Origin of the sequence: Acinetobacter sp. V104_13 (assembly GCF_031798995.1) — a bacterium.
In the GTDB taxonomy this organism is placed as follows: Bacteria; Pseudomonadota; Gammaproteobacteria; order Pseudomonadales; family Moraxellaceae; genus Acinetobacter; species Acinetobacter pittii.
The window spans coordinates 216021-242092 of the sequence record NZ_JAVQNP010000021.1; the positions used below are offsets into that span (position 1 = coordinate 216021).

Annotated in this window: 26 protein-coding genes; 16 read left to right on the forward strand and 10 right to left on the reverse strand. The window is 41.2% G+C overall.

Going from position 1 to position 26072, the window contains the following annotated elements; translation table 11 throughout:
* Positions 1–79: 79 nt before the first annotated feature.
* Entirely contained in the window at positions 80–538 is a 459-nt protein-coding gene (locus RMB06_RS06950) for a YcgN family cysteine cluster protein (RefSeq protein WP_032063516.1), read from the reverse strand.
* Positions 539–731: 193 nt separating this feature from the next.
* Between RMB06_RS06950 and RMB06_RS06955 the strand changes: the two genes are divergently transcribed.
* From RMB06_RS06955 to RMB06_RS06990, 8 genes are all read left to right on the forward strand, one after another.
* Complete coding sequence (locus RMB06_RS06955; RefSeq protein WP_002053759.1) at positions 732–890, forward strand: DUF1328 domain-containing protein; 159 nt, start codon at positions 732–734, stop codon at positions 888–890.
* A 172-nt stretch (positions 891–1062) separates the two neighbouring features.
* Positions 1063–1800: a dienelactone hydrolase family protein gene (locus tag RMB06_RS06960; RefSeq protein WP_161282626.1), complete on the forward strand. Its 738-nt coding sequence runs from the start codon at positions 1063–1065 to the stop codon at positions 1798–1800.
* Positions 1801–1984: 184 nt separating this feature from the next.
* Positions 1985–2347 (forward strand): HIT family protein, encoded by a 363-nt coding sequence (locus tag RMB06_RS06965; RefSeq protein WP_002119132.1) that lies wholly within the window; start codon positions 1985–1987, stop codon positions 2345–2347.
* A gap of 141 nt (positions 2348–2488) precedes the next feature.
* Positions 2489–3523, forward strand: a complete 1035-nt coding sequence (mutY, locus tag RMB06_RS06970; protein WP_204085649.1) for an A/G-specific adenine glycosylase — start codon at positions 2489–2491, stop codon at positions 3521–3523.
* A gap of 47 nt (positions 3524–3570) precedes the next feature.
* Positions 3571–4107 (forward strand): M23 family metallopeptidase, encoded by a 537-nt coding sequence (locus RMB06_RS06975; protein ID WP_044099683.1) that lies wholly within the window; start codon positions 3571–3573, stop codon positions 4105–4107.
* 9 nt (positions 4108–4116) lie between these two features.
* On the forward strand, positions 4117–4362 hold the full coding sequence (locus RMB06_RS06980) for a hypothetical protein (RefSeq protein ID WP_005066589.1): 246 nt from the start codon (positions 4117–4119) through the stop codon (positions 4360–4362).
* A gap of 30 nt (positions 4363–4392) precedes the next feature.
* Positions 4393–4953 (forward strand): DNA-3-methyladenine glycosylase I, encoded by a 561-nt coding sequence (locus tag RMB06_RS06985; RefSeq protein ID WP_032057150.1) that lies wholly within the window; start codon positions 4393–4395, stop codon positions 4951–4953.
* A gap of 38 nt (positions 4954–4991) precedes the next feature.
* Positions 4992–6020, forward strand: coding sequence for an NAD(P)-dependent alcohol dehydrogenase (locus RMB06_RS06990; protein WP_068613269.1), 1029 nt, complete (start codon positions 4992–4994; stop codon positions 6018–6020).
* Between the two features lie 2 nt (positions 6021–6022).
* On the opposite strand, the gene RMB06_RS06995 is transcribed toward RMB06_RS06990, so the two are convergent.
* Complete coding sequence (locus RMB06_RS06995) at positions 6023–7447, reverse strand: PLP-dependent aminotransferase family protein (RefSeq protein WP_206258662.1); 1425 nt, start codon at positions 7445–7447, stop codon at positions 6023–6025.
* 90 nt (positions 7448–7537) lie between these two features.
* Between RMB06_RS06995 and RMB06_RS07005 the strand changes: the two genes are divergently transcribed.
* Positions 7538–7912 (forward strand): hypothetical protein, encoded by a 375-nt coding sequence (locus RMB06_RS07005; protein WP_033849206.1) that lies wholly within the window; start codon positions 7538–7540, stop codon positions 7910–7912.
* Here the strand turns inward: RMB06_RS07005 and RMB06_RS07010 are convergent.
* Positions 7896–8798, reverse strand: coding sequence for a LysR family transcriptional regulator (locus RMB06_RS07010; protein ID WP_057069173.1), 903 nt, complete (start codon positions 8796–8798; stop codon positions 7896–7898). The two genes, RMB06_RS07005 and RMB06_RS07010, sit on opposite strands and share 17 nt — an antisense overlap.
* Before the next feature lie 120 nt (positions 8799–8918).
* Between RMB06_RS07010 and dkgB the strand changes: the two genes are divergently transcribed.
* Positions 8919–9722: a 2,5-didehydrogluconate reductase DkgB gene (gene dkgB / locus RMB06_RS07015; protein ID WP_311078916.1), complete on the forward strand. Its 804-nt coding sequence runs from the start codon at positions 8919–8921 to the stop codon at positions 9720–9722.
* A 4-nt stretch (positions 9723–9726) separates the two neighbouring features.
* Complete coding sequence (locus RMB06_RS07020; protein WP_057075425.1) at positions 9727–10917, forward strand: MFS transporter; 1191 nt, start codon at positions 9727–9729, stop codon at positions 10915–10917.
* Between the two features lie 40 nt (positions 10918–10957).
* On the opposite strand, the gene RMB06_RS07025 is transcribed toward RMB06_RS07020, so the two are convergent.
* Complete coding sequence (locus tag RMB06_RS07025; protein WP_206258664.1) at positions 10958–11611, reverse strand: START domain-containing protein; 654 nt, start codon at positions 11609–11611, stop codon at positions 10958–10960.
* 50 nt (positions 11612–11661) lie between these two features.
* Positions 11662–12483, reverse strand: coding sequence for a 4-hydroxy-tetrahydrodipicolinate reductase (gene dapB, locus RMB06_RS07030; RefSeq protein ID WP_002119175.1), 822 nt, complete (start codon positions 12481–12483; stop codon positions 11662–11664).
* A 183-nt stretch (positions 12484–12666) separates the two neighbouring features.
* Between dapB and RMB06_RS07035 the strand changes: the two genes are divergently transcribed.
* Positions 12667–13020, forward strand: coding sequence for a hypothetical protein (locus RMB06_RS07035; protein WP_086394842.1), 354 nt, complete (start codon positions 12667–12669; stop codon positions 13018–13020).
* A gap of 113 nt (positions 13021–13133) precedes the next feature.
* Here RMB06_RS07035 and dnaJ read toward each other — a convergent pair whose 3' ends face one another.
* The 4 genes from dnaJ to RMB06_RS07055 all read right to left on the reverse strand — a co-directional run bounded on the left by dnaJ (position 13134) and on the right by RMB06_RS07055 (position 19095).
* Positions 13134–14246 (reverse strand): molecular chaperone DnaJ, encoded by a 1113-nt coding sequence (gene dnaJ, locus RMB06_RS07040; RefSeq protein WP_002119101.1) that lies wholly within the window; start codon positions 14244–14246, stop codon positions 13134–13136.
* Positions 14247–14349: 103 nt separating this feature from the next.
* Positions 14350–14727 (reverse strand): membrane protein, encoded by a 378-nt coding sequence (locus RMB06_RS07045; RefSeq protein ID WP_002119294.1) that lies wholly within the window; start codon positions 14725–14727, stop codon positions 14350–14352.
* Positions 14728–14866: 139 nt separating this feature from the next.
* Positions 14867–17992 (reverse strand): efflux RND transporter permease subunit, encoded by a 3126-nt coding sequence (locus RMB06_RS07050; RefSeq protein ID WP_311078923.1) that lies wholly within the window; start codon positions 17990–17992, stop codon positions 14867–14869.
* Entirely contained in the window at positions 17989–19095 is a 1107-nt protein-coding gene (locus RMB06_RS07055) for an efflux RND transporter periplasmic adaptor subunit (RefSeq protein WP_311078924.1), read from the reverse strand. The genes RMB06_RS07050 and RMB06_RS07055 overlap by 4 nt, the downstream gene beginning before the upstream one ends.
* Before the next feature lie 148 nt (positions 19096–19243).
* On the opposite strand from RMB06_RS07055, the gene RMB06_RS07060 reads away from it, so the two are divergent.
* The 4 genes from RMB06_RS07060 (at position 19244) to RMB06_RS07075 (ending at position 25286) form a co-directional block, all read left to right on the forward strand.
* Positions 19244–19867 carry a TetR/AcrR family transcriptional regulator gene (locus tag RMB06_RS07060; RefSeq protein ID WP_032036289.1) on the forward strand — a complete coding sequence of 208 codons (624 nt, stop codon included), beginning with the start codon at positions 19244–19246 and terminating at the stop codon, positions 19865–19867.
* A 170-nt stretch (positions 19868–20037) separates the two neighbouring features.
* Positions 20038–22722, forward strand: coding sequence for a phosphoenolpyruvate carboxylase (ppc, locus tag RMB06_RS07065; protein WP_311078926.1), 2685 nt, complete (start codon positions 20038–20040; stop codon positions 22720–22722).
* A 297-nt stretch (positions 22723–23019) separates the two neighbouring features.
* Entirely contained in the window at positions 23020–24315 is a 1296-nt protein-coding gene (locus RMB06_RS07070; protein WP_068613252.1) for a solute carrier family 23 protein, read from the forward strand.
* An 80-nt stretch (positions 24316–24395) separates the two neighbouring features.
* On the forward strand, positions 24396–25286 hold the full coding sequence (locus RMB06_RS07075; RefSeq protein ID WP_311078928.1) for a LysR family transcriptional regulator: 891 nt from the start codon (positions 24396–24398) through the stop codon (positions 25284–25286).
* A gap of 8 nt (positions 25287–25294) precedes the next feature.
* Here RMB06_RS07075 and RMB06_RS07080 read toward each other — a convergent pair whose 3' ends face one another.
* Complete coding sequence (locus RMB06_RS07080) at positions 25295–26026, reverse strand: sulfite exporter TauE/SafE family protein (RefSeq protein WP_311078930.1); 732 nt, start codon at positions 26024–26026, stop codon at positions 25295–25297.
* Positions 26027–26072: the final 46 nt, after the last annotated feature.

Sequence of the window (26072 nt, forward strand, 5' to 3'; positions counted from 1 at the left end):
ACGGAGATGAGCAAAAAAATTACGATAAAAGTGTTACTTTATTATACGCTGTAATCAAACAACGCCTTTTAAGATCTATTTAACGTACCCAACGTACTACATAATCTTCAAGATCATCTTCATGTACATCAACTTCAGAAATACAACGTCCTGCAACTGACTTTTTCGCCTTAACCACGCTTTGTCTAGAACCCGTATTTAAATAATGCCAAGAAGGTAGATTTTTTCCTTCATTCAAGCGCTTATAAGCACAGCTTGAGGGCAGCCAATGAATTGTTTTTAGAGACTCTACCGTTAATTGTAAACAATCAGGTACTTGCTGCTGACGATTTGGGTAGTCCGTACAACGCCCTGTACCACAATCGAGTAACTTACAAGCCACTTTGGTATAAGCCACCTCATGTGTATCTTCATCTTCTAGTTTGACCAGACAGCATAAACCACAACCATCACATAAAGCTTCCCACTCAAGTTGAGTCAGTTGCTCTAATGGATAATTTTTCCAGAAGAGTGGTCGAAGGGAGGTCTCGGTAGACATAATCTTTTAACAGCTGATGAGATAAAACGATGTATTAGTATAGCATTGAAGTGGCCTGTACTAAAAAAGAAGCTGTATTTCTGGCATCACAAAATGATTGTTTAATATACATTTCAACCACATAAACGACACATTCGGGCTAAAAAACACACTATATAGTTAAATGACAATGAAAAATAAGGAGGACAGCATTATGTTCCGTTGGGCGATAATTTTTGCAGTGATTGCACTCATTGCCAGTCTATTAGGGTTTGGTGGTGTTGCAGGACTATCTAAAGACTTTGCCGTGATTTTATTAGTTGTGGCTGTAATTCTAGCTGTAATTGGGTTCATTTCCCGAGGCCGGACTTAAATTTAATCATCACCATATAAAAAGAAGGAACTGGTTTCCTTCTTTTTTATTGCGTAGAAATATCTATCTTTTTATTTTGATGTAGTTTTTTACATAGTTCTTTATTTTACTTCTTATTTTTTATGCTTTAATCAAGCGTGTTTAAACCAAGTTTAATTTCAGGATTAATGTCATGAGTACAGCAATTAAAACCCGTGAAATTCAATATACTGCACCAGATGGCAGCCATTTAATTGGTTACTTTGCGGCTCCAGAGAGTGAAGAACCAGTACCAGGTATCATTATTGGTCCTGAGTGGTGGGGTCGTAATGAATATACTGAGCAACGCGCACGTGAGCTTGCTGAACACGGGTATGCAGCTCTTGCAATTGATATGTATGGTGATAAAAAAGTCACGACAACAGCAGCTCAAGCCTATGAATGGATGATGCAGACATTTGAAGAGTTAGACACGGTGACTGATCGTGCCAATGCTGGGCTTCAAACTTTAGCTGCTCAACCGGAAGTAAACAGTGAAAAAATTGCCGCTGTCGGTTACTGCTATGGTGGTAAAGTCGTATTAGATCTTGCGCGTTCAGGTGCTCCACTAAAAGCAACTGCAACTTTCCATGGCACATTAACGCCTAAAGCTCCTGCTCAAAAAGGCGACATTCAAGGTGAAGTTTTAGTTCTACATGGTGAATTAGACAGTATGGTCACCTTAGAAGATGTTGCTAATTTCGAAAAAGAGATGCAAGCTGCTGAGGTTAAACATGAAGTAGTGGTTTTAGAAGGTGCTAAACATGGCTTTAGTAACCCGCTTGCCGATGAAAGAGCTAAAGCGAACGGTGTAGACCTTGGCTACAATAGCGAAGCGGAAAAACAAGGCCTTGCTAAAATGTACGCTTTATTAGATCGTACGCTAAAATAAAAGAAGCAAATTTGGAGCAAATGATTTTTTTGCATTTGCTCCCTTAAATGTTTATGACTTTGCAATATTTTTACTGTATTTTTTAAACCATACTTCAATAACTATACTCCCGTTGAGCTAGAGCAAAGCCTAGTCTTATTTCCCGCACTCGGGGTTTAATGGAATAACATGAGAGGATACAACAATGACTGACAAGAAATGTCCGTATTGCGAATTTGATGAATATGACATCATTGATAAGAATGAATTTGCCGTAATTTTGCCTGATTCTAATCCGTTATCTAAAGGCCACTGTGTAGTAACACCACTGCGCCATGTTAGTTCTTTTTTTGACATTACGTCTAAAGAACATCAAGGCTTGCTTACACTTCTTGAAATTGCTCGTCATGAAACCCAGCTTCGTCATCAACCAGATGGCTTTCATATTGGCTTTAATGATGGTGAAGTTTTTGGAAAAACTTCAGATCATTTCCACATTCATGTCATTCCTTACTATAAAAACCAGCCGTTGAAACTTGATCAACTTTGGGGTGTACAAAAGGATTAATCCTTTTTATACATGAAACAGAGGTTGCCCATTATCAGGTAATCTCTGTTTTAATATACTCTCGCTGTTCGCCTGCTTTAAACAAAATTTCATCTAAATTTCAGCTATAATTTAGCCCTTACTTCTCTTCTATAGCTGTTCATGCCTGAATTTTCTTTTTCTGATGCCCTCTTAAACTGGTTCGATCAACATGGTCGTCACGATTTGCCTTGGCAAGTTGCCGATGATCCATACAAAGTTTGGGTTTCTGAAATTATGTTGCAGCAAACTCAGGTGAAAACGGTTCTGCAATATTTTGACCGCTTTATGGAGCGCTTTCCAACAGTAGACGCTTTAGGTCATGCAACTTGGGATGAAGTAGCACCTTATTGGGCTGGCCTCGGTTACTACGCTCGTGCACGCAATTTGCATAAAGCGGCTGGTCTTGTCACGCAGCAAGGTAAATTTCCTGAAACGCTAGAAGAATGGATTGCGTTACCTGGCATTGGTCGCTCTACTGCAGGGGCGCTCATGTCTTTAGGTTTACGTCAGTACGGCGTCATTATGGATGGCAACGTGAAACGCGTTTTAGCTCGCTTCTTTGCCATTGAAGATGACTTAAGCAAACCACAGCACGAGCGTGAAATGTGGAAACTCGCTGAAGAGCTTTGCCCTACACATCGCAATCATGACTACACTCAAGCGATTATGGACTTGGGTGCAACCATTTGTACTCCTAAAAAACCGCTATGTTTATATTGTCCAATGCAAGCTCATTGTCAGGCTTATCAGCAAGGGTTAGAACAAGAATTACCTTTTAAAAAACCGAAAAAAACACCACCTGTTAAAACAGCAGATGTTCTTATTATTCAGTGCGAAGGTGAATGGTTCTGGCAACAACGTCAAGCTCATGGTCTATGGGGCGGTTTATTCTGTTTACCTATTTTAGAAAATGAACATGAACGACTGAGCTTAAGCCAACAATTTAAACTACAGCCTCAAGCACAAACTTTTCAGATCAGTCATAGCTTCACTCATTTCACATGGTTACTTAATGCTCATGTGTTCCACGTGGAACCTGATCAAAAAGAACATCTGGCTATTGAACTTGAAGGCCAATGGTTGAGTCCGGAACAAGCCATTGCCAAAGGTGTTCCAACCGCCATGAAAAAATTGATCTCGACAAGCCGTTCATGACATAGTGAGTAAAATAATTTTGATATGGCTGTGACAGGGAGTATTTTGTGCGACGTTTTGTTTCTCATTTCTCACTTGGTTTTCTGATTATTCTTTTGGCTGCCTGTGCCAGTGCACCTAAAAAACCTGCCCCACTTCCACCCGCTCAAGTCATCAAACTCAAAAGTATGCAGCTTCCAAATCGATTGCCTGTACCTGTAAAAGGTATTGACCGTGATGAGTTAAAAGACACATGGGGAGCTGCTCGGAGTCAGGGCCGTAGTCACGAAGGAATTGATATTTTGGCTCCACGTGGAACCAAAGTGTACAGTGCAACCGAAGGTCTCGTTGCAGATCTTCGCAATAACAACTTAGGTGGCAAAGTCATCTGGATTTTAGGTCCAGCCGGGACATGGCATTATTATGCTCATCTTGATGGTCATAAACGTGGCTTAAATGTGGGTGACTATGTCAAAAAGGGCGACCTCATTGGCTATGTCGGCAATACGGGCAATGCACGTTATACTTCACCTCATCTTCATTATGGTCTTTACTTAGATGGTAAAGGTCGTGGTGCTGTTAATCCTTATTCATATTTACGCTAGGAACATTTTATGTCGGAAGCGCTGATCAATCGCTTAGTAGAGTTTGCCGAGTCTGGCAACCAGCAAAAGATCGTTTTAAATGGCAATAGCTATCAAGGCTGGATCATGGAAATCAGCGATGATGCCCTACTGATCAGTACCGGTTTTTCAGACAAAGTTGGCAAAGACTTTTGGCTAAAGTTTGAAGACTTAACACAAGCAGAACTGTATTATTGGGATACTCGCCCGAATGAATGGGTGTTATTTAAACTTTAAAATTCTAAGATAAATATAAGGAGCATTATCATGAAAACTCAACGTTGCGGATGGTGTTCCGACGATCCACTCTATATTGCTTACCATGATGAAGAATGGGGTAAACCTGAACACGACGAAGCACGATTATTTGAAATGCTCTGTCTTGAAGGTCAGCAAGCAGGCCTCTCATGGATTACCGTACTGAAAAAAAGAGAAAGCTATCGTCAGCATTTTTTTAATCATCCGATTGCAGACATTGCTTCATTTACAGATGATTTTCTAGAACTAAAATTATCCGATGCTGGCTTAATTCGTCACTTTGGTAAACTCAAAGCCATTCGTGATAATGCTATTGCTTGGCAAGCGCTCAAAGTACAAGTCGGTGATGTTCCTACATGGCTTTGGCAGTTTGTAGATGCAGCTCCACAAAACAATGATGTTGTAGATTATCGTAAGGCCCCTGCTCAAACCGAACTGAGCGTAAAACTTTCCAAAACTCTTAAAAAGAATGGTTTCAAATTTGTTGGCCCAACCACCTGCTATGCTTTTATGCAGGCAGTAGGCATGGTCGATGATCATGAAAACGATTGTCAATTTAAAGCTTCATAACCCACCAGAACGGTTCAAAGCCGCTTAAGGAGTTTCCGATGAGCAATAATACGATTCAAGCTTATGCTGCAATGCAGGCAGGTGAAAAACTGGTTCCCTATCAATTTGACGCAGGTGAATTACAACCGCATCAGGTTGAGGTAAAAGTTGAATATTGTGGTTTATGTCATTCTGATATTTCTGTTTTAAATAATGAATGGCGTTCGACCGTGTACCCTGTGGTTGCAGGTCATGAAATTATTGGACGAATTGTTGCTTTGGGCTCAGAAGCCAAAGGTCTACAAATTGGACAGCGTGTCGGTATTGGTTGGACAGCTGAAAGTTGCCAAGCCTGTGATGAATGTATTGGTGGTCAGCAAGTACTTTGTACAGGTGGAAATATTGCAACAATCGTCGGGCATGCTGGTGGCTTTGCTGATAAAGTCCGTGCAGGTTGGCAATGGGCCATTCCCCTCCCCGAAGATTTAGATGCTGAAAGTGCAGGTCCTTTACTTTGTGGTGGAATTACCGTTTTTGATCCACTACTCAAACACAAAATACAGGCAACGCATCATGTCGGTGTAATTGGTATTGGTGGTTTAGGTCATATAGCCATTAAGCTACTTAAAGCATGGGGCTGTGAAATCACTGCTTTTAGTTCTAATCCTGACAAAACAGAGGAACTCAAAGCAATGGGAGCCGACCATGTGGTAAATAGTCGCGATACAGAGGCAGTAAAAGCTCAAAAAGGTAAATTCGATTTATTGCTAAGTACCGTGAATGTGACTCTAAATTGGTCTGCTTTTATTGCAACACTGGCACCAAACGGAACCTTACATTTCTTAGGTCTTACGCTTGAGCCTGTTCCTGTTTCTGTTGGCTCTCTTATTGGTGGTGCTAAGTCAGTGACTGGTTCACCTACGGGCTCACCTGCTGCACTACGTCAGCTTTTAAAGTTTGCTGCACGTAAAAAAATTGCACCTCAAATTGAGCTATTTCCAATGTCACAGCTCAATGAAGCAATTGAACGTCTACACTCGGGTCAGGCACGCTACCGCATTGTGCTTAAGGCAGACTTTGCAGAATAAGACTAACTCGCTGTTTTAATCTGTTGCCGTGACCAGTCCGCTAAGTCTTTAATTGCTTGGCGGACATCTGCTGTTAACTCATGACCTGCATTTAAACGAATAAAATGCCGATAGCGTTCATCCTCACCAAAAACATGCCCGGGAACTACGGTAATTCCGTGAGATTTTGCAGTGTAATAGAGCGCCAAACTATCTACAGTTTTAGGTAACTGCATCCATAAAGCATAACCCCCTTCTGGTTGGCTCAGTGCAATTGGAATACCTTCAAAGACATTTAAAATACAACTACGATATTCCTCGACTTGCCGCATCAAATTCGGTCTTAACTGCTCTAAATGCTCCCTGTAACCACGACTATAAATAAAATCAGCTAGGCCTAATTGTAGCGGTGTATTGACCCCTATATTACTGGCTACCAGCTCAAGCCTTAAATGTTGTAGCTTCGCACTTAAACAGAACCACCCTACGCGATACGCACTCGACAATGACTTAGAAACTGACCCACACCAAATTACATAGCCCTCACGGTCCCAATAGCGTATAGGCAATGGCCGCTCACCACTGTAGCCACACTCTCCATAAATATCATCTTCAATAATAAAGCACTGATACTTTGCTGCTAATTCGGCAATCTTTTGTTTTTCTGCATTACTTAAACAATATCCCAATGGGTTCTGATAGTTGGCTGTCATTAAACAAACCTTAGCCAAACCTTGCTTCATAAATGATTCTAAGCGCTCAAGATCGATACCACGATGATGCGCTGGAATTTCAATAATCTGCCGTTTTAAACTGGCTATAAGCTGTAGTTGTCCATTAAAAGTAGGCGTCGGAATTAAAATACTATCGCCTACTTCTGTTAGATGTTGAATCACCAAAGACAAAGCAGGCATGCAGCCATTGGTAATAAAAATATCTTCTACCGCGATAAAAATCCCATCTTCACGCCAATGATAAGATAACGCTTTTCTTAATTGCTCATGCCCTTGTTTATTACAATAAAGAAAGTCTTGAGGCTGACAATTTTTTAAAGCCCGTTGAATAGAACGACGTAAACCTTCCACAGGAATAAAATGAGGCGTTAACTGAATAGAGCCTAATGGTACAAGATGGCTTTGTAAGGCAGCTTCCTGAATTTGATTATGCAATTCCAGATTTGAGACTTGTCGAGGTAAAGACAAGAAATCTGGACTTTCAGGAATGGGACCCGATTGTGCACGAGCAACTACAAAATAACCTGACTTCGGCTTTACATAAATAAGCCCCCTCGCCTCAAGTAACTCATAACAACTTTTTGCTGTACTTAAACTAATGCTGTGTTGACGAGCAAAATCTCGTAAAGAAATAAGTTTCTGATGAGGTTTAAGCTCATCTTGATAAATACGATGTGCTAATTGATTGGCAAGAACCTGATATTGGAAAGTCATTCTGTGCTGCTTTTTTAAAAATTTCTGTATCTGTACTGGTTTATAGAACACCTTTAGGCTATAGAAATCAACTCAGAAAGTAGCAAAGTCATGAAATTAAAAGCTATATTGTTATTTACTATTGTTTTAGCTGGTTGCCAACAACAACCAAAAGATGAGCAGTACAGACATACGGTTTGCCAAAGTCTCATAGAAGGTTATTTAAAAATGACAAATCAACAAGACTATAAAATGGAGCAACGCACTGATGAAAAGACCAGTACGATTTCTCATTATCAATATAAGCGTAATAGCTCAAATGAAGTTGTAATGGTGAACTCGGTTTATTCGACTTTGTATTTTAGCTGCCGAGAACATCAAAAAAGCTATTTTCTGTCTCAACATTCATCACAAGGACAAACGACCCCACTTTTAGAAGTTCATTTTCCAACTGACAGTTACACTACTTTTAGAGAGCGTTTTTAAAACCGTCTTTTAACTGTTCTGCCAAAAACTCAATAAATAAACGAATTCGTTTTGGTAGATGCTCTTGTTGATAATACACAGCATGGATGCTTTGGTATTGATGTTCAATTTGGTCCTCAAATAAAGCAATCAATCGTCCTTCTTCAATATCTTTCCAAATTTCAAATTCAGATAGTCGTGCAATACCATGTCCTCTAATCGTCAGCTGACGTACTGTCTCCCCACTTGATGCTTTAATTTTTGATTGTGCAAAAAAATATTCATCACCAACTTTAATCGGCCAACTATTGATATATGTAGGTCTGGTAAAACCAATCAAATCATGTTGTTCAAGCTGTTCAGGTTGTGTCGGTGTACCCTTAATTGCTAAATACTCAGGGCTTGCAACGATAAATAAGCGACTTTTACATACTAATTTGGCATGAAGACTTGAATCATTGAGCTCCCCAAACCGAAATGCGACATCAGTTTTATGTTGCAGCAAGTCAATCACCTGATCATTACTATTTAACTCAATTTCAATATTTGGATAGCACTCACGAAACTTATGCATTAATGGCGCAATTACGTGTAAGACAAACGGCGTTGCTGAATCAATGCGAATGAGCCCCGCAGTGCCCTGATCAGACTTTTGCAGTTCTTCTTCAGCCGCATTTAGCTCATTTAAGATTTTACGGGCCTTTACCAGAAACTGTTGTCCTTCTTGAGTGAGTTTCAATTTACGTGTAGTTCGCTCTAACAAAGTCACATCTAACTTAGCTTCTAAGCGTGTTAAAGATCGACTGACTCCTGAAGGCGTTTGTTTTAAATGTTCTGCCGCCGCAACAAAAGAGCCTGTATCAACGATTGCGATAAACGCGACCAGCTCTTCAATTGTTGATTTCATGTCTTATTCCATTATTGACTAATGATCAAAGATATTTTGCTTATTCATCTATTTTTTCGCAACAATAAAAAAAGCAAAATGCACATCAAGTTAAATGATTATTCAAATTTAGGTAAACACATGAATATCCCACGTTTTGGTCTAGGAACTTTCCGTCTTAAAGAACAAGCAGTTATTGATTCTGTTAAAACTGCTTTAGACGTAGGTTACCGTGTCATTGATACTGCTCAAATTTATGATAATGAAGCAGCGATTGGTCAAGCCATTGCCGAAAGCGGTGTATCACGTCAGGACTTATTTTTAACCACAAAAATCTGGGTAGATAATTTTGCTCAAGATAAGTTCATTCCAAGCTTAAAAGAGAGCCTACAAAAGCTTCGTACTGACCATGTTGACCTCACATTGATCCATTGGCCAGCACCGGACTTAGGCGTTTCGATTCCTGAAGTTATGAAGCTTTTACGTGAAGCAAAACAACAGGGCTTAACTGAACAAATTGGTATTTCAAACTTCAATATTGAGCTTACTCAACAAGCAATTGACACAATTGGTGTAGAACATATTGCAACGAACCAGATTGAGCTAAGCCCTTATCTTCAAAACCATAAGCTTGTAAATTTCTTACAAGAGAAGAACATTGATGTCACTTCATACATGACGCTTGCCTACGGCAAAGTGCTTCAAGACCCAGTTCTCGCTGAAATTGCAGCAGCACATAAAGCAACGACAGCGCAAATTGCACTAGCGTGGGCATTGCAACGTGGTTTTGCAGTCATTCCATCTTCGACTAAACGTGAAAACCTGATTAGCAACTTAAAAGCACAGGATATCGAGTTAACTTCAGCTGAAATGCAAATGATTGCTGAGCTCGACCGCAACAGTCGTGAAGTTAGCCCAGAGCCATGGGCACCAGTTTGGGACTAAACTCATGAACACTCAATCAAATACGGCGTTCTCGTTATTGGCATTGGCAATTGGTGCCTTTGCCATTGGCACCACTGAATTCTCACCAATGGGATTGTTGCCGAATATCGCTAATGATTTAGGGATTTCAATTCCAACGGCCGGAATGTTAATTACAGGTTATGCACTTGGTGTCATGCTAGGTGCCCCATTCATGACCCTGTGGTTTGGTGGTTTTGCTAGACGTAATGCGCTTATTTTGCTGATGGCGATCTTTACGATAGGTAACCTAATCGCAGCGTTTTCACCAAGTTATATGAGCTTATTAGGTGCACGTCTTATTACAAGCCTGAACCACGGTGCCTTTTTCGGGATTGGCTCTGTTGTAGCGGCAAGCATTGTGCCCGCACATAAACAGGCCAGTGCTGTAGCCACCATGTTTATGGGCTTAACCATTGCTAATATTGGTGGTGTACCTTTAGCAACATGGGTTGGGCAAAACATTGGCTGGCGTATGTCTTTCCTTGCGATTTCTTTGCTTGGTGTGATTACCATGCTCGCTTTATGGAAAGCGCTCCCACAAGGTATGGTTGCCCAAAAACCAAATGTGAAAGCTGAGTTGAAGGTATTAACGCGTACTCCTGTGGTCCTTGCGCTACTCACCACCGTACTCGGTGCAGGTGCAATGTTTACGCTCTACACCTATATTGCGCCAAGTTTGACTGAGTTTACCCATGCTTCACCTACCTTCATTACGTTCATGTTGGTGTTGATTGGTGTCGGTTTCTCAATTGGTAACCATTTAGGCGGACGTTTTGCAGATTTGTCCATTAACAAAACTTTGATTGGTTTCTTGGTTCTGTTGATTGTGATGATGGTGACTTTCCCAATTCTTGCGCAAAGCCAGATTGGAGCAGCCATTGCATTAGTGATCTGGGGTGCAGCAACCTTTGCTTTAGTACCACCTTTGCAAATGCGTGTAATGTCAGTCGCTCATGAAGCACCGGGACTTGCCTCTTCAGTAAATATCGGTGCGTTTAACTTAGGTAACGCAGTAGGTGCAGCAGCAGGCGCGTTAGTACTCGATCTAGGTTGGGGTTATAGCGCAGTATCATTTGCTGGAGCATTACTGGCTGGCTTAGGTTTGCTATTGGTTTTATTTCAAATCAAACGCGAAAGTAGCCCTGCACAAGCTTTACAGCAGTGTTCAGATTAATAAAAAAAGCGCCTGAGATCAGGCGCTTTTTTTAAGGTATTTATTTTAAAATATCTGGTAATTTAGGGTGTTCATAAATCGGACTAGTCACTTCCCGCTTCATTTTAAGCAACATCTGATAAGGTTGCTGTTGAACAAACATATTTACAAAGCTCAACGGAATTGCACCAGCAGGGTCAGCGTAACCACTGGTCGTTACTTTCACCTTATTATTTGCAATTTTCTGGAATGTCCAATCCCCTTCATAGCGTGTTAAGCGCACTACATCAGGTTGTATCGGATAATTTCCACTAATTGCAGTATTTTTAATTGTCACAATGCCATTTGCAGCCTTGCTCATTTTTCCTTTTACAACCACATCGCGATCTTTCAAAGGAAACGGAAAATCCAACACCATATACAGTGTGAACTCACCTTTTTTCTCATCTTGAGACAACATTTCAACTTTGCCCATATAAGGCACCCACTGGTCAGCACGATTTACATCTAAAATCACAGCAACAGCGCGTTCAAGTGGCACATCAAATGTGGTTTCTGCTTTATATTGAAAGACTGGATTATCAGTTTTTTGATAGGTCCAGACTTTAATATTATTGCGGTCTAAGCTGAGTTTAGCTTTTTCTGTAGAAGCAGCCCCCGTCCAGAGGCTGCTTAAGCAAAGAAGAGTGGTCAAAGCAATTTGTTTTTTATTCATGTTCTGCTCTATCTTGTTTTTCTCGCTACACATGGAATACGGACAGGGTTTTAAACCTGTACGTCGTTCAATCCTAAAACATCTTTCATGTCATATTTACGCGCTTCACGGCCCACAACCCATGCAGCAGCTCGTACTGCACCAGCAGCAAAGTTCATACGGTTAGTGGCTTTATGAGTCACTTCAACGCGCTCACCTTCACCAATAAACATGACTGTGTGTTCGCCAACAATGTCACCACCACGAATAGTTTCAAAACCAATCGTTTGACGGTCACGTGGGCCTGTATGCCCTTCACGGCCATACACAGCAACTTCTTTTAAGTTACGGCCTAAAGTATCTGCAATTGCTTCGCCCATCATTAATGCTGTACCTGACGGTGCATCTACTTTATGACGGTGATGCGCTTCAATCACTTCAATATCTACTGTATCGCCAAATACTTTTGCTGCAAGCTCAAGTAACTTGATTGATACATTTACGCCCACTGAATAGTTCGCAGCGTAAACCACTGGGGTATGCGTAGCAACTTCGTCTAACTCAGCTTTTTGCTCATCTGACATACCTGTTGTACCAATAACCATGGCAACCCCAGCTTCACGGCAAAGCTTTAAATGCTGAGCCGTTGCAACTGGTGCAGTAAAATCAATGATTACATCGCAGTCTTTAAGAACTTCTGCCAAGTTTCCTGAAACCTTCACACCCACTGAACCAATACCAGCAAGCTCACCTGCATCAGTGCCCACCAAACTACTTTCCGGACGCTCTACCGCAGCAGCTAATTGATAGCCTGCCTGTTGAACTGCTTGAATAAGCGTACGGCCCATACGACCGCCTGCACCTAAAATACCAATGCGTGGAGCTGCTGACATAATCTTCCCAATCTTCGGTTTTACGTAATTTACCTACTATATCAAAACTCTTTGCTCATCTTAAAAAGTAAAAATTATTTTTTGAGTTAGGACGAAATTTAATCTGTTTTCACAAAAGTTAAAGAATTGATCGGCAGACTACGGAGCCACGAATGAGAAAAAGATGACTATAAGGAGTTCAGCATGCATTCGAGAATTATTGGTTTTACAGTAATGATGGGGATTATGAGTTCAGTGGCATTTGCAGAGCCTGCAATCCAGCCAGGAGACACATTAGAAAGCTTATCTAAAGCGCGTATTACAACAAACGTAAATACTCAAACAGCAACGTCTACAACTCAAACAAATGATGCCAATGCTGAGGTTAAAGTTGAAGATATTGACCCGATTATTGGTGAAACTACAGCAGAAACACCTAAAGCAGCTGTACAGGCAGAAGCAGTAGCCGCACCAGTGATCGAAAATGCTCCTACTCTTGCTTCTAGCGAACCTACTGTAAGTGTTGACGATATTGATGTTGCTCATCCTACAGAGTAAGCAGACTTAATTTCCTTTTAAACAGAATAAAAATAATAAGATGAATCAGCGCAATAAAAAGGCGGATATTTTATCAATATCCGCCTTCTTTTTAATTCTTATCTAATCAAGCATTAATCGAACAAACGATCAAAGAATGATTTTTTCTTCGGTGAAGAAGCACTGTCTTCACCATCAAAAGAAGCTTGCAACTCTTTAAGTAATTCACGTTGACGAGAATTTAAGTTGACTGGTGTTTCTACCACAATACGGCAGAGTAAATCACCGACCATGCTACTACGTACTGGGCGAACGCCTTTGCCACGTAAACGGAATAATTTACCTGTTTGAGTTCCCTCAGGAATTTTCAGGCTAACACGACCTTCCAAAGTTGGAATTTCAATTTCTTTACCAAGTGCGGCATCAGCAATGCTCACTGGTACGTCCATATAAAGATCTGCGCCATCACGTTGGAAGATTTCGTGTTCGCGAACAACGACTTCAACGTACAAGTCACCTGATTGGCCATCTCGAATCGCTTCGCCTTTACCACTCAAACGAACGCGGTCACCATTATCTACACCCGCTGGAATTGTAACTTCCAACGTTTGCTGACGATCGGCAACACCTGAACCATGACATGCCTGACAAGGGTTTTTAATAATTTTACCTTGGCCACGACACGTACCACATGTTTGTTGTACAGAGAAGAAACCTTGCTGCATACGAACTTGTCCTGAACCATGACAAGTTTTACAGGTTTCAACATCTTTTGGATTTTTAGAGCCTTTACCATCACACACATCACATGGTGCAGGAGCAGTAAAGGTAATGGTTTTTTTCACCCCTTTTACAGCTTCTTCAAGGGTAAGTTCCATTACATAGCGTAAATCTGATCCGCGACGTTGACGCTGTTGACGTCCACCACCACCGAATGCGCCACCGAAGATATCACCGAACTGGCTAAAAATATCTTCTGCACTAAATCCACCGAAGCCACCACCGCCCCCGCCAAAGCCACCTTCGAACGCATTATGGCCCATGCGATCGTACATGCTACGCTTTTCGCTGTCCGATAAAACTTCATAAGCTTCAGCAGCTTCTTTAAATTTCTCTTCAGCTTCGGCGTTGTCAGGGTTTCTATCAGGATGATATTTCATCGCCAATTTACGGTAGGCTTTTTTGATCTCATCATCACTTGCGGTTTTTGAAACGCCTAAAACCTCATAATAATCACGTTTAGCCATTTTTGGCGGTGCTCCTCACGGAATTTTATCAATACTCTATTGCCGACTAAATGGGGGGCTTTAGCCGAATTTACAAGGGGGAAATGTTTAAAAAATAGATATATTAAAAAACTGCCTTATTTTTTAAATATTTAGACAAGCCTTTTAACCATGCATTTAATAGAAATAACCACGCAATAGCACTAAAAACTACGCCAGCAACCGTAGAGGCTGTGACCCAAAGATTACTATCCCATGCAAAGAAGAAGAGCGGAATAAACCAGACAACAGCAAAAATTGCCATAAATAGAAATAGAATCGCATTGCGCATAATCCATAGCGCATGCGCATGAATCCAAACTTCTGCATTATCTACAACTGCCACTTTACGAGCGACCAAATAAGCAAAGGCCGCAAAAATAACCGTAAACAATGCAAGAAACATGAACGCATAAGAAATTACTATATAGCGGCGATGCTGTTCGATATGGTCTTGCCCCATCTGTATTTCACCTCAATTCACTGCATTTTGCCTATTTTTTATGCAGTGAAATAATCCTGTATTTTTTGTGTAAAGACAGGTGCTACTATATTGGAGTTTTCAATATTTCGCACCTTTATTCACAAAAAATTTATGTATTTTATGCGGTTTTTTTCACCTTAAACCACGCTGCGTAGAGTGCAGGTAGGAAAAATAATGTCAGTAGGGTGGCAACAATCAATCCACCCATGATCGCAACAGCCATCGGACCAAAGAAAATACTTCGCGAAAGTGGAATCATGGCCAGAACAGCGGCTAAAGCAGTCAAAATAATTGGACGGAATCGACGCACTGTCGCTTCAATAATTGCCTCCCAAGTTGGATGTCCGGCTTGTCGGTCCTGCTCAATTTGATCAATCAAAATAAGCGAGTTACGCATGATCATGCCAGAGAGCGCAATTGTGCCTAACATGGCCACAAAGCCAAATGGTTTGTTAAATAACAGTAAGAATAAAACAACACCAATTAAACCCAGTGGAGCTGTTAACAACACGATGGTCGAGCGAGACAAGCTTTTGAGCTGAATCATCAGTAATGTCATGACCACTGCCAAGAAGAGTGGCATACCCGCATTCACAGAATTTTGCCCACGTGCAGACTCTTCTACAGTTCCACCCACTTCAATGAGATAGCCACTTGGCAATTCAGCACGTAACTTATCCATTGATTCAGCTAACTCACCCACAACGGTAGCAGGCTGTAAATTGGTACGAATATCTGCGCGAACAGTAATCGTCGGTAAGCGGTTACGATGCCAGATCAAACCATCTTCAAACTTATACTCAATCTTCGCGATTTGAGCTAAAGGTACAGTGGTTCCATTGTTCATTGGCACAGCTAAGCTTGCTAGTGAAGCCACTTCAACGCGCTCTGCTTGGTCCCCGCGTAAGCGGATTTCAATGAGTTCACGTTTTTCACGATATTGCTCAATTGCACTACCTGTAATTGATGCATTAATGAAGTTCGCTAAATCCAGACTAGAGACACCCATTTGTCGAGCACGGTCTTGATCAATTTGAATGGAAATGATCTTACTTGGCTCGCCCCAATCTAAATGCACATTGGTGGTATTCGGGTTTTCACTCATTACTTTAGCGACTTGCTGCGCTTCTTTACGTACCAGATTTAAATCTTCACCTGACACACGATATTGCAATGGATAACCAACAGGCGGGCCATTTTCGAGTAATGATACGCGAGTACGGACTTGCGGAAGTAATTGCTTAATTTGTGTTTCTAACGAGCGTCGAATGTCATCACGATCATCAAGTGATGATGCGAGTACAACAAACTGAGCAAAGCTGGCTTGCGGCAATTGCTGGTCTAAAGGTAAATAAAAACGTGGTGAACCTGTCCCTACATAGGCCACATAGTTATCAATACCTTTTTGTTTCGACAAGAATTTTTCAACCTTTTTCACAGCTTGTTCTGTTGCTGTTAAAGAAGCACCTTCTTCAAGCTTTAAATCGACTAAAATCTCGGCACGGTTTGAAGGCGGGAAAAACTGCTGAGGTACCATCTTAAACATCAGCACAGATAGCACAAAAATCCCCACTGTCGTTGCAATCACGGTTTTACGATAGGTCACACAAAACTCGACCATCTTTCTAAAACGTAAATAGAAACTAGATTGATAAGGATCGTAATGATGGTTCTGTGAAATTGCCACAGTTTGCGGTTGCGGTTTTTTCGTTAATCTTGCCCACAAACGGACATACCAAGGGGCCTGATGTCCTAACTTGGTAAAATCTGGTAATAGCTTTTCACCTAAATAAGGTACGAATAAAACTGCTGCAACCCAAGACACCAATAAAGCAATGGTCACGACCTGAAAAATAGAGCGTGTGTATTCGCCTGTACTAGACTGAGCCGTAGCAATCGGTAAAAAACCTGCCGCGGTAATCAATGTTCCCGTGAGCATCGGAAATGCTGTAGTTTTCCACGCAAATCCGGCGGCTTTAATTCGACTATAGCCCTGCTCCATCTTAATGGCCATCATCTCGACGGCGATAATGGCGTCGTCAACTAACAGGCCTAACGCTAAGATCAAAGCACCAAGTGAAATCTTATGCAGTCCGACATCGAATAAACTCATACCGGCAAAGGTCATTGCTAAAACTAAAGGAATAGAAAAAGCGACCACCAATCCCGTACGGAAGCCTAAAGAGAAAAAACTCACTAATAAAACAATAATGACTGCTTCAGCGAGTACCTTCACAAACTCATGAATACTGCGTTGTACTGCTACAGGTTGGTCAGAAACTTTTTGCAATTTCATGCCGAGTGGCAAGGTCTTTTGCAGTTGGGCAAATTCTGTTTCTAGATTTTTACCAAGGGCAATAATGTCACCGCCTTTACGCATCGAAACGGCAATGCCAATACCATTTTCACCCATGAAACGCATACGTGGTTGAGCAGGCTGACTAAAACCACGATAAACATCAGCAACGTCACCAAGCTGGATGGTTTTATCTCCGACCAATAAAGGTGTTTTTTTAATTTCATCAATGTTTTGTAGATGACCACTTACTCTAATTTGAATACGGTCTGTACCCGTTTCAAAAAAGCCCGCACTTGCCATACTATTTTGCTTTTGTAAGGCTTCTTGAATCGCTGTAACTGGAATTCCGAGCTGTACCGCTTTAGTGTTAGAAATCTCAACCCATATTTTTTGGTCTTGTAGACCAATCAATTCGACCTTACTGACATCCTTGACTCGTTGAAGCTGTAATTGCAAACGATCTGCATATTCTTTCAAAAGTGCATAGTCAAAGTCTTTGCCTGTCAGTACATAAATATTACCGAAAGTGTCCCCAAATTCATCGTTAAAAAATGGGCCTTGTACACCGTTTGGCAGTTCATGGCGAATATCATTCACCTTCTTACGGACGTTATACCACACGTCAGGGATCTGTGCCGATGTCAGCGAGTCCTTGGCAACAAACGTAACCATCGACTCCCCCGGGCGGGAGTAAGCCATAATCTTGTCATACTGCCCTGTTGTCATCAGTTCCTTTTCGATACGGTCAGTCACCAGCGTTGAAACTTCTTTCGCTGTTGCTCCCGGCCAATAGGTTTGTACGACCATGACTTTAAAGGTAAATGGTGGGTCTTCACTTTGTGAGAGTTTTGAATAAGAGATCGCGCCGATAATGCCAAGTAACAGCATAAAATAAAGGACGATACCTTTATTATTTAATGCCCATTCCGAGAGATTGAATTTCATGGCTGGATTGCTCCCTGAATTTTCACCGCACGGTTTTCACGGTCAATCGGGTGAATCTTCTGCTTATCGCGTAGCAAATGCACACCACCAATCACCACCCAATCATTTGGTGTTAAACCAGATAGCACGGGTACACTGTCTCTGCCATATGCACCAACCGTTACAGCTACTTTACGTAAAGTCTGATTCGCATTAACAACCCAGACATAAGGCTGATTATCTGTTGCTGAAACGCTCGAAAGTGGCACACTCATCACGTTGGTTTGAGTTGAGGTAAAAAATACGCGTGCACTTTGTCCAAGTTGGATAACAGACTGCCCTTCTTTGAGTGCAACTTTCACTGTAAAGGTACGAGACTGATCAGCCGCAGGAGAAACTTCGCGTACATATCCAGCAAATTTTTCATTCGGTTTAGACCACAAAGTGATCCAAGCGGCCTGACCAACTTTAATCTCGCTAACCGCTTGTTCAGGAACACCAATAACAACTTCACGCTCTCCATCAATTGCCAGTTGATAAGCAGCTTGTCCTGCTGCCACGACTTGTCCAATTTCTATGTTTCGCGCTGTAATAACACCATTTTTGTTAGAAACGAGTTGGTTATAACCAGTTTGGTTGGCAGAAACCTCATAGTTAGAACGAGCTTGTTGTAATGCCGCTTGTGCCGCGTCATATTGATTTTTTACAGTGTCATACTGCGAACGGCTCACTGCATTAATCGGGAGTAATTGTTGAAAACGTTTAAGTTCATCTGCTGCTGTTTTTGCTGAAGCCTGTGCATTATCCAGTTGGGCTTTAGCAGCATTTAATTGTAACTGAGCATCTGCCACATCGAGTTTTGCTAATACTTGTCCAACTTTAACTCGGTCGCCTACATCCACATAGCGCGCCGTAACTTGTCCACCAACCCGAAATGCCAAAGCCGTTTGTTGTCTAGCCTGCACATCCCCTGCATAGCTTTTTTGTTCATTGAGTGTGGTTAATGGCTGCGCCACCATCACATAGGGTATTTCTTCTGTTTTGGGTGCTTCTTTACTGCATCCCATTAATGTGACCGTACAAACAATCACCATACTCATGATGAGAGGTTTTAACAGATTCATATCTTATCGCTCTTATTCAAACTGATTTTTTAAGGCACAATATGCTTGCATCATAGTTTGTTTGTTTTTTAATTAATATACCTACGAGTACATTAATTAAAAAAAACTTATAAATATTTATTTTTCTAAACTTTTATTAGAGGGTTTTGTGCAAACAGTTAATCAAAGTGGTCGCCCCAAAGATCTGGAAAAGCGTGCTCGTATCCTACAAGCCGCGAAAGCTATTTTTTTAAAATCCGGTTATCACGGTACTAGCATGAACCAGATTGCACAGGAAGCAGGCGTTACTAAACTCACGGTTTATAACCACTTTCAAGATAAAGTGAACCTGTTTATCTGCGCGATTACGGAAACTTGTGAAGAGACACTGTGCACTAAACAATTTGACTTAGATACATCGGCAGACTTCTATCAAACACTCTTTATTGTATGTTCACGTGCCTTACAAATTATTTATTCACCTGAAGCATTAAAGCTTGATCATGTATTGTTGGAGCTTGCAGCCGAACAGAACCCACTCGCCCTACAGTTTTTTGAAGCTTCACATACACGAATGGAAAATCAATTAGCTGAGTTTTTTCAAAAAGCTGCTCAATTAGGTTTCATTCAAGCCGATGATCCAATCTATCAAACAGAACTGCTTTTGACCTTATTGCTTGGTGTACGCCATCACAAGGTTTTACTGGGCATTACTGCTGCCCCAAATGCACAGGAGCTAGAGCAAATTATTCGCGACGCAATTGATTTATTCCTACTCAAATATCGGAATTAAACCAAAGTCCGATTGTCAAAAGTTGCGCTGAGTGCATGCCAGCTTTTAAGACACTACAAGCGAATTAAATGTTATTTTTTAAGCAAAAATTCACATTTTCTTACGCTCAAAGCTTGGAATGTTTGTTAATCGCGCTATATTCGATAAGAATAAGAACAGGAGAAAATAGCATGGTTCAGCAAATCGATGCGCCACTGCGTGAGGATGTCCGCTTACTTGGTAATTTGTTAGGTGAAACCCTAAAACAACATGCAGGACAAGAACTGTTTAATCAGATCGAGCAAATCCGTGCTCTTGCCAAAGGTGCACGTGATGGTCAAGCTGAAGCCGAAAAGCAACTAGAACAATTATTTTTAGAACTGCCCGATGAAGAGTTACTTCCTCTCACCCGCGCTTTTTCTCACTTCCTCAATTTTGCGAATATTGCCGAGCAATATCATGTGGTCCGTAGCCGCAGACAGGCAGAGTTTGATTCGGATGCAAACTCTCCGAATCCGCTGGTTCACTTATTTCAAAAATTTAAAGATAAAAGTATTTCAACAGAAAAACTATTCCAGCAAATTTGCGATCTTAAAATTGAGTTAGTACTTACGGCGCACCCAACTGAAGTGAGTCGTCGTACCCTGATTCAGAAATATGATGATATTAACGCATGTCTCTCGCAGCTTGATCAGCAAAAACTTACCCCACGCGAACGCCAAAATGCACTTGCGAATTTAAAGCAACAAATTAGTTCGGCTTGGCAAACAGATGAAATCAGACAGCATCGCCCAACTCCAGTCGATGAAGCAAAATGGGGATTTGCCACAATTGAGCAAACACTTTGGAATGCTGTACCTAAATTCATTCGCGAGTTAAATGAATTAGTTCAAGAAAACTGCCAACTCAATTTACCACTTAATATTGCACCAGTACGTTTCGCATCTTGGATGGGCGGAGACCGTGATGGCAACCCAAATGTTACCCATCAAATTACCCAAGAAGTGCTGTGGTTATCACGCTGGCAAGCTGCCGATCTCTATTTAAGAGATATCGAAAACTTACGTTGGGAACTTTCAATCCAGACGTGTTCTGAAGAAATGATTCAAGCAATTGGCAGCCAACATGCAGAACCTTATCGTGAATATTTACGTGCTACACGAGAGCGTTTAAAAGCAACTCGCCACTGGTTAGCTCAGCGTTTACAAGGCTTAGAAGCAGACGACAGCAATGTCATTAAAAGTAAAGACGAACTCTTACAGCCTTTATTGCTGTGCTATCGCTCTTTAATCGACAGTAACCTACCTGAAATTGCGAATGGTCAACTGCTCGACTTTATCTACCGTGTGAACTGTTTTGGTATTGAATTACTTAAACTCGACATTCGCCAAGAATCAGGTCGTCATCGCCAAGCGATTTCAGCAATTACCGAATATTTAGGTTTAGGTAATTTTGAATCGTGGACTGAACAAGCGCGCCAAAACTTCCTCATTCAAGAATTACAAAGTAAACGCCCGCTTTTACCGAAATATATTAATGAACCTGAAGGCAGTTTGATTGGTCATCCAGATGTTCAAGAAGTATTTGCAACCATGCGTACTTTGGCAGACCAACCACCTGAGTCTTTAGGGGCATATATTATTTCGATGGCTGAATATCCAAGTGATGTTTTAGCTGTGTTGTTATTGCAAAAAGAAGCAGGTATTCAGCATCCTTTACGTGTAGTTCCTCTATTTGAGACTTTAAAAGACTTAGATGGCGCTGCAACTACCATGAATACGCTGTTCAATATGCATTGGTATAAACAGCACATTCAGGGTAAACACGAAGTCATGATCGGTTACTCCGACTCAGCAAAAGATGCGGGTTTCATGTCTGCCAACTGGGCGCAATATCGTGCTCAAGAAGAGCTGACTGCAATTGCTCAAACACACGGCGTACAGTTGACCCTATTCCACGGTCGCGGCGGATCAATTAGCCGTGGTGGCGCACCAACCCAACAAGCTCTATTCTCACAGCCGCCGGGTTCGATCTCTGGTGCAATTCGTGTCACAGAACAAGGTGAAATGATCCGTTTCAAATTCGGTTTAGAAGGTATTGCCATGCAAAACCTTGAAATCTATACCGCAGCAACGCTTGAAGCGACATTATTACCACCACCAGAGCCTAAGGCTGAGTGGCGTGAAATTATGAACCGTATGACTGACCATTCTGTTAAGGTTTACCGTCAAACTGTTCGTGAAAACCCTCACTTTGTGAAATATTTACGTACCGTCACTCCTGAACTTGAATTACAAATGTTGCCATTAGGCTCGCGTCCTGCAAAACGTAAAGTTAGTGGCGGCATCGAGTCTTTACGTGCGATTCCATGGGTATTTGCTTGGACACAAATTCGTTTGATGTTGCCTGCATGGCTAGGTACAGGTGCTGCCATTAATGAAGTGATTGCCGATCAACAAAAAGCAACGCTTGATGAAATGCTCCAGCAATGGCCTTATTTCCAGACGCTGATTGATATGCTGGAAATGGTATTATCTAAATCCGATGCCAACATTGCACTCTATTACGAGTCTCATTTGACTGAAGATGAAGATTTAAAAGTGCTCGGTAATCAATTACGTCAACGACTAAAAGATGCTGTTGAAACGCTACTTAAATTGAAAGATGAATCAAAGCTTCTGAGTAACAACGAGGTTCTTGATCAATCTATGCAGGTTCGTAAACCATACTTACTTCCTTTGCATCTTTTACAGGCTGAACTCATGAAGCGTCGTCGTGATTATCTTGCTGAGCGTCAGGCAGAACACACCCCTGTTGACCATGCACTTATGGTGAGTATTGCAGGTATCGCTGCTGGTTTACGTAATACAGGTTAATCTGATTTTACCAATTGTTTTATAAAGCAGTGCATCTCGATGTGCTGCTTTTTACTTGCAAAATTCTCTATTTTTCTTAAATTTTCTCCGATTTTCTATTTTTTTGAATATTTTTTAAAAATCATAAAATTAATTTTTATGAGAAAAAAACAACTAAATACGCACATTTAGTTTTTTTAAAATTATACCAATCGTTAAAAAATAATTACTTTTCACTCACATACTTCTCTGTATAGATTAAATGCACTCTCAAGAAAGAGTATCATGGCAGCAATTAAAGAATAATGAGCTTATTTTATGTCCAATTGGTTTCCAAAATGGCAGCCTTACCAAGGTGATATTGACCATCGGCCAGTCTCTACCAATGAATATCTCCCACCCGTTCAAAGTGCTGTTTTGGGTATTCAACATGCATTTGCTATGTTTGGAGCGACTGTTTTAGCACCCTTACTCATGGGTTTTAATCCTAACCTTGCTATTTTAATGTCTGGAATCTGTACCATTCTGTTTTTCTTAATTACAGGTGGTCGTGTTCCAAGTTACTTAGGATCAAGTTTTGCCTTTATTGGGGTGGTTGCAGCTGCAACTGGGCATATTACAGGTTCAGGTGCCAATCCAAATCTATCTATGGCTTTAGGTGGAATCGTAGCATGTGGTGTTTTTTATGCCATCATCGGTTTTATCGTGATGCTTACTGGTACACGCTGGATTGAAAAACTCATGCCGCCTGTGGTGACTGGTGCCATTGTGATGATTATTGGTCTGAACCTTGCACCTGTTACGATTAAAGGTGTTGCAGGCCAACCATTTGAAATGTGGATGGCCTTAATTACCGTACTTTGTATGGGTAGTATTGCAGTCTTTACTCGTGGCCTGTTGCAACGCTTGCTTCTGTTGATTGGTTTGATCTTGGCTTATGTGATTTATGCCATCACCACCAATGGGCTAGGTTTAGGTAAACCAATCGATTTTAGCCAGATCTCACAAGCCGCATGGTTTGGGATTCCAAGCTTTTCGCATCCTACTTTTGACACGAATGCTATGCTAATTATTGCGCCAGTTGCGCTTATCTTAGTAGCAGAAAATCTAGGACATATTAAAGCTGTTGGCGCGATGACTGGTGAAAACCTGACTCCACAATTAGGTAAAGCATTTGTTGCAGATGGTTTGGCGACAACATTATCTGGTAGTGTCGGCGCTCCAGGGATGACCACTTACGGTGAAAACATTGGTGTGATGGCAGTCACTCGTGTGTACTCAACCATTGTTTTTGTAATTGCGGGTATCTTCGCAATTTTCTTAGGTTTATCTCCAAAATTTGGTGCGGTAATTAGTACTATTCCAAGTGCTGTTTTAACAGGCGCGTCTATTGTTGTGTTTGGTTTAATTACCATTGCTGGGGCCAAAATCTGGATCGAAAACAAAGTTGATTTTTCTAACAATAAAAATCTAATTGTTGCTTCAGTCACGATTATTTTAGGTGCCGGTAACTTTGAATTATTGTTCGGTAACTTCAATTTAGGTGGTATTGGTACCGCAACTTTTGCAGCCATTATTTTAAATTGGCTGTTTAGTTTAAAAGATAAAACCTAAATTCAAAAAGGCAGCGCAAGCTGCCTTTTTTTATTACGATTTAGTATGATGACTTTTTAGCCTTCAATACGTTCCCTGTCATGCGTTTTGATTTTTTTGATTTACAGCTAGTTCTTCATATTGTCTCTACGGGTAGCCTAACCAAAGGTGCAGACCGCTCTGCAATTTCACTTCAAGCTGCCAGCGAACGTATAAAAAAACTCGAACAACATTTTGAAACGCCCTTATTTATTCGCCACACGACGGGAGTGGAGCTCACCACAGCAGGACACGCTTTTGTAGAGCATGCTCGTCAGCTTATGACACAAAAAGAGCAGCTTGAACAAGAAATGCAGCGTTTTAGGCCGCCTACAACAGAGTCATTAACGCTTTGGTGTAACTCTTCTGCTCAAAGCGAATATTTGCCTCCGTTATTACCGCAATATTTGGTGCTTCATCCCGAAATGAACATTGATTTACACGAGGCAGAAAGTTCAGAAATTGTAGAGGCATTAACGCAAGGAGTTGCAAATCTTGGGCTGGTCTCAAGTTTTTTTGATACCCGCCATTTGCAAACTAAGGAATTTGCTAGTGATCCATTAGTTCTGATTTGTCCTCCTACTCACAATTTAGCTCAACACCAACAGCTAAATTTGGTAGAGGCTTTAAGTTATGGTTTTATTGGTCTTAAGCCCCACCATTCGTTGCAACAGTCCATCGAAACTCAAGCTAAGCTATTGGGCTTTAACATACAGTACCGTTTGCGCTTACCTAATTTTGGTGCGATTGCTGAGGTAGTCACCAAAGGTGTCGGAATTGCGATTATGCCGGCTCGTGCTGCCCAGCGTTTGCAATCGGACTATGACTTTCATTCCATTCAACTGCTAGGCGCGTGGGCAAATCGTAAACTGCTTTTGGCCACACAAAATTTCAATCAACTGCCTAACAGTTATAAACAATTTTCAGATTTTTTATTGCAACATCGCCCTTAAAAATTAGCTTAATGCAAAATCATATAAAGACCTAATGACATCAAGCCTATAAAAAAGATACGGCGAAATAACTGCTCATTTAACCGATAACGGATTTTTTTACCTAACCACATTCCAACGAGCGCCGCCAACAATGCAGCGAAAGATAAACGATAATCTAATATCATTCCCGACATAGGGTTGTGGTGTAAAAAGACTGCAAGACAAATGGTAGAAACAGTAAACGTTAGTCCTAAAGCCTGAACCAACTCATCACGCTTTAAATGTAAAGACTGCAAATAAGGAACGATTGGAATAATAATGACACCAGTTGCTACAGTCACTGCCCCGCCGATATATCCAATAATCGGTGATAGCCAACGTTCATACTTCCCTAAGTGTGGAAGTTTCTTCACGCACAGACCATAGAGTCCATATAAGGCCAACATACAGCCTAATAAAATTTCACTACTATGCCCATGACTTTGACTTAAAGTAGGTAAAAAGCTCCATATTGAGCCCACAACAATGCCCACAAGCAAAGTCCAGAAACGACGAATAAAAGCCCATACATGTCCTTCAGCAAAAAGTTGCCAGACATTGGTGACCATTGAAGGGACAATGAGCAGAGAGGCTGCCTGGAAAGGGCTCATTGCGATGGTGAGCAAGCCCATCGATACCGCGGGCAATCCTAAACCGATCATGCCTTTAATCATGCCAGCGAAGGCAAAGACCACTATAATAATTGCTAAAAAAGTCACTGTTTATCTCCGATTCCTTAAAGGATATGCTACGGAAAAAACAGGT